At 51.4% G+C, this 11,713-nt stretch carries 12 protein-coding genes, 1 tRNA gene and 1 riboswitch; of the genes, 6 read left to right on the plus strand and 7 right to left on the minus strand.

Features of this window, described 5'->3' with window-relative positions; genetic code table 11:
* Window positions 1-51 precede the first annotated feature (51 nt).
* Complete coding sequence (locus ABWQ15_RS00525; RefSeq protein ID WP_353906869.1) at window positions 52-642, plus strand: nucleotidyltransferase family protein; 591 nt, start codon at window positions 52-54, stop codon at window positions 640-642.
* Window positions 643-737: 95 nt separating this feature from the next.
* On the opposite strand, the gene xdh is transcribed toward ABWQ15_RS00525, so the two are convergent.
* A complete protein-coding gene (xdh, locus tag ABWQ15_RS00530) occupies window positions 738-3,287 on the minus strand; it encodes a selenium-dependent xanthine dehydrogenase (protein WP_353906870.1) in 2,550 nt (849 codons plus the stop codon).
* A gap of 160 nt (window positions 3,288-3,447) precedes the next feature.
* Window positions 3,448-4,077 carry a thiamine diphosphokinase gene (locus ABWQ15_RS00535; protein WP_353906871.1) on the minus strand — a complete coding sequence of 210 codons (630 nt, stop codon included), beginning with the start codon at window positions 4,075-4,077 and terminating at the stop codon, window positions 3,448-3,450.
* Window positions 4,078-4,204: 127 nt separating this feature from the next.
* Window positions 4,205-4,315, plus strand: a riboswitch (TPP riboswitch).
* A 104-nt stretch (window positions 4,316-4,419) separates the two neighbouring features.
* On the opposite strand from ABWQ15_RS00535, the gene ABWQ15_RS00540 reads away from it, so the two are divergent.
* Complete coding sequence (locus ABWQ15_RS00540; protein ID WP_353906872.1) at window positions 4,420-5,001, plus strand: energy-coupled thiamine transporter ThiT; 582 nt, start codon at window positions 4,420-4,422, stop codon at window positions 4,999-5,001.
* 89 nt (window positions 5,002-5,090) lie between these two features.
* Here the strand turns inward: ABWQ15_RS00540 and ABWQ15_RS00545 are convergent, their stop codons facing one another.
* On the minus strand, window positions 5,091-5,267 hold the full coding sequence (locus ABWQ15_RS00545; RefSeq protein ID WP_353906873.1) for a hypothetical protein: 177 nt from the start codon (window positions 5,265-5,267) through the stop codon (window positions 5,091-5,093).
* Between the two features lie 136 nt (window positions 5,268-5,403).
* Between ABWQ15_RS00545 and ABWQ15_RS00550 the strand changes: the two genes are divergently transcribed.
* Window positions 5,404-5,477: transfer RNA gene (locus ABWQ15_RS00550), tRNA-Gln, on the plus strand.
* Window positions 5,478-5,532: 55 nt separating this feature from the next.
* On the opposite strand, the gene ABWQ15_RS00555 is transcribed toward ABWQ15_RS00550, so the two are convergent.
* Complete coding sequence (locus tag ABWQ15_RS00555; RefSeq protein ID WP_353906874.1) at window positions 5,533-6,561, minus strand: tyrosine-type recombinase/integrase; 1,029 nt, start codon at window positions 6,559-6,561, stop codon at window positions 5,533-5,535.
* Window positions 6,562-6,695: 134 nt separating this feature from the next.
* Entirely contained in the window at window positions 6,696-7,055 is a 360-nt protein-coding gene (locus ABWQ15_RS00560; RefSeq protein WP_353906875.1) for a helix-turn-helix domain-containing protein, read from the minus strand.
* Window positions 7,056-7,218: 163 nt separating this feature from the next.
* Here ABWQ15_RS00560 and ABWQ15_RS00565 point away from each other — a divergent pair, with 163 nt between their 5' ends.
* Window positions 7,219-7,785, plus strand: coding sequence for a cation diffusion facilitator family transporter (locus ABWQ15_RS00565; protein ID WP_353906876.1), 567 nt, complete (start codon window positions 7,219-7,221; stop codon window positions 7,783-7,785).
* Window positions 7,786-7,788: 3 nt separating this feature from the next.
* Here ABWQ15_RS00565 and ABWQ15_RS00570 read toward each other — a convergent pair whose 3' ends face one another.
* Window positions 7,789-8,223: a metal-dependent transcriptional regulator gene (locus tag ABWQ15_RS00570; protein ID WP_353906881.1), complete on the minus strand. Its 435-nt coding sequence runs from the start codon at window positions 8,221-8,223 to the stop codon at window positions 7,789-7,791.
* 102 nt (window positions 8,224-8,325) lie between these two features.
* Here ABWQ15_RS00570 and ABWQ15_RS00575 point away from each other — a divergent pair, with 102 nt between their 5' ends.
* Window positions 8,326-8,562 carry a FeoA family protein gene (locus ABWQ15_RS00575; protein WP_353906877.1) on the plus strand — a complete coding sequence of 79 codons (237 nt, stop codon included), beginning with the start codon at window positions 8,326-8,328 and terminating at the stop codon, window positions 8,560-8,562.
* A gap of 15 nt (window positions 8,563-8,577) precedes the next feature.
* Entirely contained in the window at window positions 8,578-10,722 is a 2,145-nt protein-coding gene (gene feoB, locus ABWQ15_RS00580; protein ID WP_353906878.1) for a ferrous iron transport protein B, read from the plus strand.
* Window positions 10,723-11,177: 455 nt separating this feature from the next.
* Here the strand turns inward: feoB and ABWQ15_RS00585 are convergent, their stop codons facing one another.
* Window positions 11,178-11,618: a hypothetical protein gene (locus ABWQ15_RS00585; protein ID WP_353906879.1), complete on the minus strand. Its 441-nt coding sequence runs from the start codon at window positions 11,616-11,618 to the stop codon at window positions 11,178-11,180.
* Between the last annotated feature and the right edge of the window lie 95 nt (window positions 11,619-11,713).

An 11,713-nucleotide genomic window follows, 5' to 3' on the forward strand; every position in this document is an offset into this window, starting at 1 on the left:
GGGAAAACCGGATATACTATGAAAAATAAAACGAAATTTGGGGGTTCCAACATGGAAAAACCGGGTTGTGTTGTTCTTGCCGCCGGAATGGGAAAACGCTTCGGTGCAAACAAGCTGACGACGGCGCTGGATGGCCGCTGGATGATCCTGCGGGCTTTGGAGACCGTTCCCACGGAGTGCTTTTCCTCCGTCGTCGTGGTCTCGCAATACCCGGAGATTCTGAAGCTGGCGGGAGAGTTTCATTTTGCCGCCATCCACAACGACAAGCCGGAGCAGGGACTGAGCCGCTCCATCCACCTGGGGCTCACGGCGCTGCGGGACTGCCCTGCCGTCTGCTTTCAGGTCTCGGATCAGCCGCTTCTGCGGCGGGAATCCGTGGCGGCGCTGGCCAACTTCTGGCATCAGCAGCCGGAGCAGATCGCGGCCCTTGCCCACGGCGGCGTTCGGGGCAACCCATGTATTTTCCCCCAAAAATTTTTTCCCAAGCTGATGGCTCTCACCGGCGACACAGGCGGAGCAGAAGTCATCCGCCGACACGAGGACGCCCTGCGGCTTTTGGAGGTTCCAGCCGAAGAACTTTGGGACGTGGACACGCCGCAGGCACTGAGCGCGGCGGAACGCACCTTGAAAGGGGAAAATTAGCGGTAATTTTCCAGTTGTGGGTCTGGGCGGCCGATTGGGGGCCGCCGCCCGGTATGCCATTGGACTAAGCCGGTCTCCCGCTGCGGGAGACCGCTTTATTTTTTGCTGTAAGGCGTGTTCTCAAGCGGCAGGCTCGAACGGAAATTTCCGTCGTAGCGGAAATAGGCGTCCGCGATGGCGGGAGCGGTGGGGATGGAAGTGATCTCCCCGATACCGATGGCCCCGCAGGCCACGTTGAGGCCCGGCTTTTCCACAATCAGCGCCTTCACCTCGGGAACTTCATTTGCCCGGAACAGCCCCAGGGTGCCATACCTTGCAAGGGGCTTACAGTCTTGCAGAGGATAGCGCTCTGTCAGCGCGAAGCCCATGGACATGACCACGCCGCCCTCGATTTGTCCCTCCACGGAGGTCGGGTTCACGGCTTTCCCCACATCGTGGGCCGCCACGATCTTTTCGATCTTTCCCTCGTCATTCAGAATGCAGATCTGGGTAGCGTAGCCGTAGGCCACATGGCTGACGGGGTTGGGCACATCCGCGCCCAGCGGGTCGGTCTTCGCCAGATACTCCCCATAAAACTCCTGCCCTTCCAAATCGGTCAGGGTTTTTCCGTCCATTGCCTCGTTCAGCTTTTCACAGGCCCTACGGCAGGCCTCACCCGTCACCAGCGTCTGCCGGGACCCGGAGGTAGTCCCCGAATCCGGCGCCAGATAGGTATTGGATCGCTGGTATACCACGTCGTCCCGCTTTAATCCCGTCCGGTCGCAGACCATCTGGGTCAAAACCGTTCCCAGTCCCTGCCCGATGCAGGATGCTCCGGCAAAAATATGGAGCTTTCCGCCCGCAACGGCCAGCCGCACGCGGCCGGTATCGGGAATACCCACGCCCACGCCCGCGTTCTTCATGGCGCAGCCGATGCCCACATATTTTGCAGCGTCATAATAGGGCTTCACCGCTTCCAGCGTCTCCGCAAACCCCGTAGACGCGTCTACGATCTGACCGTTGGGCAGTTCCTGTCCGGGTCGAATGGCATTGCGCCAGCGGATCTCCCAGGGGGTGATTCCCACCCTATCCGCCATCTGATTCAAGAGGCTCTCCACGCAAAAGCAGGTCTGCGTGACTCCGAAGCCCCGGAACGCCCCTGCGGGGGGATTATTGGTGTAATACGCCCACCCGTCGATCTCAAAATTGTGATAGTTGTACGGCCCCGCCGCGTGGGTGCAGGCCCGCTCCAGCACCGGTCCTCCCAAAGACGCATAGGCTCCGGTATCCGCAATGACCTCCGCCGCCACGCCCTGAATGATGCCGTTTTCATCGCAGCCCATAGAAAACTCCATTTCCATGGGGTGCCGCTTGGGATGGATGAGAATGCTTTCCGCCCGGCTGAGCTTTGCCTTGACTGGTCGTTGCGTGAGATACGCCACCAGCGCCGCCAGATGCTGCACGGTCACGTCCTCCTTGCCGCCAAAGCCGCCGCCCACCAGCATATTTTTGACCTTCACCTTTTCAGCGGGCAGACCCAGCATCCCCATGGTCTCGTGCTGCGTGTCATATGCCCCCTGATCCGTGGACCATATCTCTACACCGTCTCCCTCCGGGAACGACACGGCGCACTCCGGCTCCAAAAACGCATGCTCTGTCCAGGGTGTGGAAAAGTGCTGCGTCAGCACATATTTTGATTTCGCAATGGCCTGCGCTGGATTGCCCCGCTGGATATGCTTGTGGGCCAACAGATTTCCAGACCTGTGGACCAGCGGCGCATCCGGCGCCATGGCCTCCTTTGGGCTGCGAACCATAGGCAGTTCCTCGTAGTCCACCTTCACAAGGGCCTTCGCCTGTTCCAAAAGCTCCTTTGTCTCGGCGGCCACAACACAGATGGCATCGCCCAGATAGTGCGTGATCTCCCCCACCGGAATCATGGTGTCCCAGTCCTTCATCAGGTGGCCCACCTTGTTCTTTCCCGGGACATCCTCCGCCGTAAACACGCCCACAACACCCGGCAGGGCTTTCGCCTCCTCCGCGTGGATGTCCAGCACCCGCGCCCGGGGATAGGCGCTGCGCACCGCGCTGGCGTAAATCATCCCGTCCAGATAGACATCATCCGGATACTGTCCCGCACCAGTGACCTTTTCCCGCACATCCACCCGCGGGACCCGCGCGCCCAGGCTCCAATCCTGCGGCGGCTCCGGAACTTTGCCGCTGTGGAACACCTCCGCCGCCAGCAAAATGGCGTCGATGATCTTTACGTACCCGGTACAGCGGCATATGTTGTTGCGGATGGCGAACGCCGCCTCTTCTCTGGTTGGATTCCGGTTCACATCCAGCAGCGCCTTGGCGGAGATCACCATGCCCGGAATGCAAAATCCGCACTGCACGGCTCCCGCCTTGCCGAACGCAAAGGTAAACACGTCCTTCTCAAAATCGCTCAGGCCCTCCACCGTCAAAACGGACTTTCCCTCCAGCTTTTCGGTCTGGGGGATGCAGGCCTTTGTGGGTTTTCCGTCGATCAGCACCGTGCAAGTGCCGCAAGCTCCCTCGCTGCACCCATCCTTCACGGAAGTCAAATGCAGATCATCCCGCAGGAAGCGGATGAGTTTTTGGTTTTTCTCCACGGTCACAGCTTTGCCGTTCACGGTAAATGTCGCCATCGTGTACTCCTCCTCAAACTCCGTGTCCGGCTTCGGTCCCACGGTCTTTTTTGGTCTCCTCTCATTCATTTTTGAAAGGTCAACCTTTTTTGCTCATTATACAATAATTTTTAGGCCAACGCAATCTTTGTTTGTGCAGTTCGTTATTCTATTTAAATAATCACGCTTCTTGATGCAGAAGTTCCCATCCCACCAGCAACGCGCCATTCCGGACGGTGATAACAGCCTCCGGATTCAAAATATGATTGCTAACGCCCAAGGGGAACTCCGGCGTAAGCGTTGCATCCTTCAAGGGGTACTGGAACCCCACCTCGTCAATTCCCCCGGCTTTGTCGCCCAGACAAAACGCGGAGAACAGCCCCCACTCCACTTCCTTATGAATCGTGAGGGATTCGTTTTCAATGGCTGTCCAGACAAAGTCGTCGCCATACAGCCATCCCCGCGCGCCCCTGCGCCGAAGGTACAGCAGCGACTGAAGGTTTGCCAGCGTGTGGTCCAGTCGCTTTCCGCCGGTGAACCCATAAAGATGGAACTCGCCGCAGCCCTTTTCCAATCCGGTTTTCAGCGCCAGCATGGCATCTGTGTCATCCTTCTCCACCGGCACCCGCAAAACCGGCACGCCAACCGGCTCGGGCATGGAATCAAAGTCCCCCAGCGCCAGATCGGGCACAACACCCAGACTCCGGCACAGCCGGTACCCGGCGTCGGCGGCGATCACCAGATCGTCTGGCGCGGGTCGTTCCCGCAAACCGAAAAAGCTCCCGGCGGCAAAAATAAAACAGCGTCTCATAGACGTTCCCTCTGTTCCTTTTGATGTAACGACAGACGCCGATGGTTTTCGCCCGCCGATTTATTGTAATTGTACCACAAGTCTCACCCACTTGACAAACAGGTGATACCACCTTATAATGGATACTGACAATTCCAAGGGGTGCTGGCGGAAGCCGGCTGAGATGGGCGTATTTTCCGCCCGGTCCCTCGAACCTGATCCGGGTAATGCCGGCGTAGGAATGTGAGCTGTTGAACAGTACCGCATGACGAGGCCGAAGCCCGTTGTGCGGATTTTTTTATGTCCGCGGGCGAAGGCTGGGGGAAACGGGATTGCCAAATATAAAAAAGGGAGTTCCGAATTATGAGCCACAACCGCATCCGCATCATCTGCGAAGCCGCCGTCCTGATGGCCCTGGCGCAGATCCTCAGCTACATCAAGCTCTATGAGTTCCCCAACGGCGGATCCATCGACTGCGCCATGATCCCCATCATTCTCTTCGCTGTCCGATACGGTGCGGGCTGGGGTACCGGCGTCGGCTTTGTCTTCGGCGCGATGCAGTACTTCTTCGCCAACGGCATCTCCATTGACTGGACCACCATCATCTGTGATTATTTCATTGCCTACGCCCTTTTGGGCCTGGGTGCCGGACTGTTTCATGGGCGAAAACACGGCGTCTATTGCGGCACCCTCTGCGGCGGCTTTCTGCGGTTTCTGGCCCATCTGGTTGTGGGTGCCATTGTGTGGGGCAAGTATATGCCGCCCGAATTTTTTGGAATAACCATGACAAACCCCTGGTTCTACTCCCTGCTTTATAACGGCAGCTTTATGGTGCTTGACATTGTAATCTGCATCGTTATTTTTTCCCTGCTGTACCGGCCCCTACGGAAGTACTTCACCTGCGCCGACCTTCGCGCCGCCCAGACTCAGGTGAAGGATCTCTGAGAAGAAAGAGAGCAACCCCGGCCCCGTTTTGGCGGGGCCGGGGTTCGCATTGGAAGCGTTTTATTTTGCTTTTCCGGTTCACAGAAATCTTACATGATGTGTTCCTCGCAAAAGTTATCCAGCACCCGCATGCCCATTTCTTGCTTGGCTGCGGGAAACAGCGCGATGCTCACAGGGTCAAACGCCGGACAGAGCCGCTTTTCCGGCTCCGTGCGCAGGGTTGGTTTCTCTTTCACAGGATGGTCCGTCCGCTGTTTCTTGCTCATAAAATCACCCTTCGGTAGTATGTGGGGAGATCAAAAAAAGTATTCTTTGTATTTTTTTGAAAAAGGGTTGACAAGCGCGGAAATTTTTGTATAATAATATCTGTTCGCTGCGCGATTCGCGTGTCGGACAGCAGATAGCGGGTTTGTGTAATGGTAGCACGCCGGACTCTGACTCCGTCTGTGAGGGTTCGAATCCTTCACCCGCTGCCAAAAGAAAAGCTCTTGAAACCATTGTATGTTAGTGGTTTCAAGAGCTTTTTTTATGTTATATTGTCTGTGCTTTTCTTTTTGCCATTCTCGTTTGCGACTGCTTGCAACGGTTTAAGTGTTGCAAATTTGTTGCAATCTGTAGATCTGTGCAGTATGTGTGACGCAAGCAGTAGGGAACCAGATCCGGTGCTACCACACTTTGGATTATCTGATTACGGTACACCTCAGCTCCCATGTGGATATCTAGTTCTCTTTTAAAGTTGTTCCAAGCATCACCGATCGAGCTGTGTGAATGCATTTTTTTACCTAGCGGCTGAATTAGAACAGGCTCAAATGGACCTTTCTGGGCAGCAAGTAATTTTGACCATAGCACTTCTGGGATAGGAATGTCTCGATTTCCCGCGTCGCTTTTTGGGCTTTTTACTTCTCCCGTCCTCCCACTCTCTAGTGCTTTTCGAACATAGATCAAATGCTTTTTAACGTCAATATCTTTCCATTGCAAAGCAATTGCTTCCCCTGGTCGTAAACCGCAGTACAGAACCAGGAGCACATATAACCCCGCATAATGATATTCTGCGACTTCAAGTATGGCAGATCTCTCAGCTTTGGTTATGCTCCTATGTGTTCCTTTTTTAGCTTTGGGAATTTCAATATCTTCGGATGGATCATATTGAATAAGTCTGCTTTTTCGAGCTTGCTTAAACAACGCTTGCATGACAATTTTGACTTTCTGTGCAGTTGAAAACGATGAATTAGCTTTGTTAAGCAGCTTTTTAAGATGCGTGTCTCTTACATCACACAGCCTCATTGTTCCAATTTCCGGTAATATATAATTATCAAGCTTTTGCTTGTACATTTCAACACTTTTGGGAGTTATATTCTTTGATTTAACATATACCTCCATCCACTCTTTTGCCCACTTCTGAACAGTAGTCTTTTGGTTGAGCACTTTTGTGCCACTCTTGAGCTCAGCCTCAAGAGATCCCAACTTTCGGATAGCTTCTTGTTCAGATTTCCCGCGCACATAATAGCGCTTGCCTTCGAAAGTCAGTGTTTTAACCACATATTTGTATTTGCTATCCATTACTTCTCCTTCCATCGAGTAATATAGCAGTTCTCTAGCCGCCCCACGCTAAGCATGGGGCGGCTTTTTATTGTGATTCTCTTGCTTTTGCAACCGTCTAAAAAAGTCTCCAAAATTGAGAATCTTGCACTTCTCTATGCCATCTTCTGAACGTCCTTTTGCTGGTAATACTTGCGTAATGCAGCATTTACTATTGCTTTATCATCGTCGTCTGCAAGGCGGAAAGCTTGAATCATTGCTATTTCGTCGCCAGTAAAGCAATTGAGGTTAGCAGTATTGCATCCTCTTTCAGTAATAGTATCATCTGCTATATAGTCCAGGCTTACATTGAAATAAGCAGCAATTTTCTTTAATGTTAATAGTTTGACATTTTCCGCTCCTTTCTTATAGAAGTTAATTATTGTCATATATGGAATACCAGACTGCAATGAGAACTCTCGCTTGTTTAGCCCTTTTTCCGCCATTAAAAGATCCAATTTATCAAGGAATTTCACGACACCACCACCTTAAATTAATTATACATTCTGACTTTGGAAATGCAACACAAAAAATACCATGCAGAGTAAAGTTTTATTTTATTTCTATTGATAATTTACCATGCAGGGTATATTCTTTTATAATAAATCTACCATGTATGGTAAATTCAGGAGGAAACATATGTTTACTCGAATTGATATTGAACGAGCTAGAGACAAACTTACCATCAAGCAGTTAGCAGTAGTTTCCATTGCCGCAAAGGAGTGGATGTATCGATTTACGATCAAATGCGCAAAAAAAATTCATTCTCCATCTATGGCCGCCGATGCATGGCACCACCGCTCAGACGCCATTTCGTCCGTTGGCAGTCTGATTGGTGTTGCTGGAATCTGCCTTGGCTTCCCAATTATCGATGTCCTTGCCTGTTTTATCATTTCTGTTTTCATTTTCAAAGCAGCCTATGATATCTGCGCTGACGTCTGCAAACGAATGATTGATACCGCCGGAGATAGGAGTGCTGTGGAATGCATACAAAATGCTATTTTACAAATTCCTGATGTTTTAACACTGGATTTAATAAAAACGCGCCAGTTTGGCTCGAAGCTGTATGTGGATGTGGAAGTCACGCTGGACCATAGCATGAGCTTTGAGCAGTCCCATAGAGTAGCGCATTTAGTTCATGACTGCGTCGAGAATTCTGTAGCCGAGGTAAAGCACTGTATGGTCCACGTCAATCCGTCTGCATAACACTCATTTTTCTGTAAGCTGTGCTGTCAGCAGCTCCAAGTTTTTTACGGTAGTACGGTCGAGAAAATGTTCAATTTTCTCGACCTGTTCCAATTCATTGTCCGAATGGTTCAGCGCACATAAGAATCCATGGAGCACTTCATGGCGGTATAGCAGATAATTGCCGGTTTTCCGGCCCTTGTCTGTCAAATAGATATCTCCGTATTTTTCAGCCAGGATAAGCCCAGCCTGCCCCAATTGCTGCACCATTTTCGTAACCGAAGAGGCTTTGACATGCAGCATTTTAGACAGATCGCTTACCCGGACGGATTCATTCTGCCGTGTCAGACGTGAAATCATTTCCAGATAATCCTCCATGGCGCTGGTAAGTTCGCCGTCAGCATTGAGCGCATACCCCTTCATGGTATAAAATCCGTCCGATTGACTCATTTCCCGCATCCTTTCATTAAATGCCTTATGCCGGTAACCATTTGCACTGCCGTGCATAACATATTGATAGAAAGTTTCCTTATCCTAAATTATTCGAAGGGTGTATCGGTTATGAATAATCAAATTTGTTTGAATGATGTAAAGCCCGGCCAGCATGCAACTGTCAGCGCTTTGCAATCCACGGGAAGCATGCGGCGCCGCCTGCTGGATATTGGGCTGATTGAAAATACGGATGTGGAGTGTCTGGGCAGAAGTCCAGGCGGTGACCCCACGGCTTTTCTGATCCGGGGAGCAGTGATCGCAATTCGTTCCGAGGATTGCCGGAATATCTTAATTCGTGCCTTGTAAGCTGGTGGCATCGGAATGGGACTTACAAACAGCTCTGTTGGAATCAAAGCCGTTGATTCCGGATTGATCATTCAAAAGCAGTCGCCAAGCGACAAGGTGATTGCCCTTGCGGGAAATCCAAACGTTGGAAAGAGCACGGTTTTCAACGGATTGACCGGTATGAATCAGCACACCGGCAACTGGCCCGGAAAGACGGTCACCAATGCACAGGGCTACTGCAAAACAAAAAAGAAATCCTACGTCATGGTGGACATTCCGGGTACTTACTCTCTGATGGCCCATTCCGCCGAGGAGGAGGTTGCGCGTAACTTTGTTTGTTTTGGAGAGCCGGACGCGGTAGTCGTGGTCTGCGACGCCACGTGTTTGGAGCGCAACCTCAATCTTGTTTTGCAGACGCTCGAAATTTCATCCAAGGTTGTCGTCTGTGTCAATCTGATGGATGAAGCAAAGCGGAAAAATATCCGAATCAATTTGCCTTTGATTGCACAAAGGCTGGGCGTGCCGGTCGTCGGCGCTGTCGCAAGAAAAAAGAAGAGCCTGTCCGGGTTGATGGAAACGCTTGACCGCGTAACGGATGGGGGCAGTCAGACCGTGCCCCCGTCCGTGCGCTACCCTGAAAGCATAGAAGCAGCAATTTCCATAATCCAACCGCTCCTACTGCGAAAATCCTGCGGGAAGCTGAACAGCAGATGGCTCAGCTTAAAGCTTCTGGATCAGGACGAATCCCTCATCCGGGAGATCAACGCTTATCTGGGAGAGGAGTTTTTGCAGGATGAGGAGCTGAAAGAGGCGATCATTCAGGCTAAGATGCAGTTGACCGAGCAGGGAATTGACGCCGATCGTCTGAAGGATCTGATCGTATCCGCCCTGGTTAAAAACGCAGAGGACGTGTGCCGGGGCGCTATTACCTATGAAAAACACAATTACAACGCCTCGGACCGCAGATTGGATCAGATTCTCACCAGCAAGCTGACCGGATACCCGGTGATGCTGGTCCTGCTGGCACTGGTGTTCTGGCTGACCATTACGGGTGCCAATTATCCCTCACAGCTGATATCAAATGGCCTGTTCTGGGTGCAGGACAGACTGACGGACTTTTTCCAATACATCCATGCACCGGATTGGCTTCATGGAATGCTCGTTCTTGGTGTTTACCGGGTTCTGGCCTGGGTGGTTTCCGTCATGCTGCCGCCCATGGCTATTTTCTTTCCGCTGTTTACCTTGCTGGAGGACGCCGGCTATCTTCCGCGCGTGGCCTATAACCTTGATAAACCCTTTAAACGCTGCTGTGCCTGCGGCAAACAAGCACTTTGCATGTGCATGGGTTTCGGGTGTAACGCTGCGGGTATTATTGGATGCCGTATCATTGATTCCCCTCGGGAGCGGCTGCTGGCCATTTTAACAAATAACTTTGTACCCTGTAACGGACGCTTCCCCACACTGATTGCAATTCTCACCATGTTTTTTGTGGGAACAGCGGGCGGAGCGTATTCCTCGTTGCTATCCGCAGTACTGTTGACAGCGGTGATTGTGCTCGGGGTTGGAGTCACCTTTGCCGTCACCAAGCTGCTTTCCAAAACTCTGCTCAAGGGGGGTCCATCTTCCTTTACGCTGGAGCTGCCGCCATACAGAAAGCCACAGATTGGGAAGGTAATTGTCCGCTCCATCTTTGACCGGACGCTGTTCGTGCTTGGCAGGGCAGTTTGCGTTGCGGCCCCTGCCGGACTGGTTATCTGGCTCATGGCAAACATATCAGTTGGAGACGCCAGTATTCTGAATCACTGCGCCTCTTTTTTAGACCCCTTCGCACGGCTGATGGGGCTGGATGGTGTGATTCTGATCGCATTTGTTCTGGGGTTTCCCGCTAATGAAATCGTCATTCCAATTATTATTATGGCTTATATGGCACAGGGAAGCATTCTTGAACTCGACAGCCTCGCTCAAATGAAGGGATTATTTGTAGCAAACGGCTGGACCTGGGTCACAGCAATCAGCACCATGCTGTTCTCTCTCATGCATTGGCCCTGTTCCACTACCCTGCTGACCATTAAGAAAGAAACGGGAAGTTGGAAATGGACGGCACTGGCCGCGGCGATACCAACGTCAGTCGGCATCATCTCTTGTATTTTGTTTGCCACGGTAGTCCATATGATATGGTAATTGGTTCTGCTAACGTATAATGTTATTAAACACCCCCGTTTTTGCGGAAGAAGGCCAATTTATATGAATAAAAAAGGATATAGGAAACCACTCGCCCTTTTTAGGGCGAGTGGTTTTGACTTATCCGTTACTCGCGGCTTATCACGCAGCCGAAAAGACCGTTGTCAAAGATAAACCGTATGTGTTCGGATAAGTCTCTGTTTGGTGACCCGGCGGGGATTCGAACCACGGACCCACTGCTTAAAAGGCAGTTGATCCGGCAATCGTTTTAAAAATGCAAATCAGGCCTGTGAAAGGCTCCTGAAAAATCAGACTCTCCATCTCCATTTCAACTACCGAAGCATGGGACAGCTAATTATCGCTTTTTTCGGCATATAAAGAGCCCTTCATCATGGAATCAAAATACAGGGCTCATTAATTTTGATTTGATTGCTGCATAAAGGTCATTTGCTTCCTTAATATGGTCTTCTTTGGTTTTTTACTTTTGTCCGTTCAGAGGCACCGCAGTCCTCGGACTTTCTTACTGTTATCAGGCCGATCACATAGCCCAGCGCGCCCAGCACGCACAGACCGCAGCCCACGTACCAGTAAACTGAAATAAGACTGTTGGTTGTACCATAGATCTCCAGAACACCGCTCATGATGCTGCCGACCGTTAGCACGGCAAGACCGCCGTGGTAGAACTGCCGCGGCACGGAGCCAGGCATTCTGGCTCCGTATCCCTGTGACAATAACACGAAGAAAAGCGCACCGCCAACGAGAGGAAAAGCGAAGGCATACAGCATGAAGTATGAATATACGCCATGGCTGAACATCTCGTATACTGCGCCAAAAAATGCGCAGATAATTGAGATCAGCAAATAATAGAACGAAATTTTTGCTAACCATGTTTTCACCTCTGGTTCATCCGATGTAAACAATGTCACTCACGCACCTTGTATTATAAAGTAGTAGTTATTAGAGCCCCTCTCCAAGGGCTGTGCTACACTGT

It is taken from the genome of Oscillibacter sp., from assembly GCF_040505565.1.
GTDB lineage: Bacteria > Bacillota > Clostridia > Oscillospirales > Oscillospiraceae > Oscillibacter.

What these genes read in the sequence shown, in the direction of transcription:
- ABWQ15_RS00565 (WP_353906876.1), top strand. Translation starts at nt 7,219, where the DNA reads ATGTTTACTCGAATTGATATTGAACGAGCTAGAGACAAACTTACCATC.
- ABWQ15_RS00575 (WP_353906877.1), top strand. Translation starts at nt 8,326, where the DNA reads ATGAATAATCAAATTTGTTTGAATGATGTAAAGCCCGGCCAGCATGCA.
- ABWQ15_RS00525 (WP_353906869.1), top strand. Translation starts at nt 52, where the DNA reads ATGGAAAAACCGGGTTGTGTTGTTCTTGCCGCCGGAATGGGAAAACGC.
- ABWQ15_RS00545 (WP_353906873.1), bottom strand. Translation starts at nt 5,267, where the DNA reads ATGAGCAAGAAACAGCGGACGGACCATCCTGTGAAAGAGAAACCAACC.
- ABWQ15_RS00535 (WP_353906871.1), bottom strand. Translation starts at nt 4,077, where the DNA reads ATGAGACGCTGTTTTATTTTTGCCGCCGGGAGCTTTTTCGGTTTGCGG.
- ABWQ15_RS00540 (WP_353906872.1), top strand. Translation starts at nt 4,420, where the DNA reads ATGAGCCACAACCGCATCCGCATCATCTGCGAAGCCGCCGTCCTGATG.
- ABWQ15_RS00570 (WP_353906881.1), bottom strand. Translation starts at nt 8,223, where the DNA reads ATGCGGGAAATGAGTCAATCGGACGGATTTTATACCATGAAGGGGTAT.
- ABWQ15_RS00555 (WP_353906874.1), bottom strand. Translation starts at nt 6,561, where the DNA reads ATGGATAGCAAATACAAATATGTGGTTAAAACACTGACTTTCGAAGGC.
- xdh (WP_353906870.1), bottom strand. Translation starts at nt 3,287, where the DNA reads ATGGCGACATTTACCGTGAACGGCAAAGCTGTGACCGTGGAGAAAAAC.
- feoB (WP_353906878.1), top strand. Translation starts at nt 8,578, where the DNA reads ATGGGACTTACAAACAGCTCTGTTGGAATCAAAGCCGTTGATTCCGGA.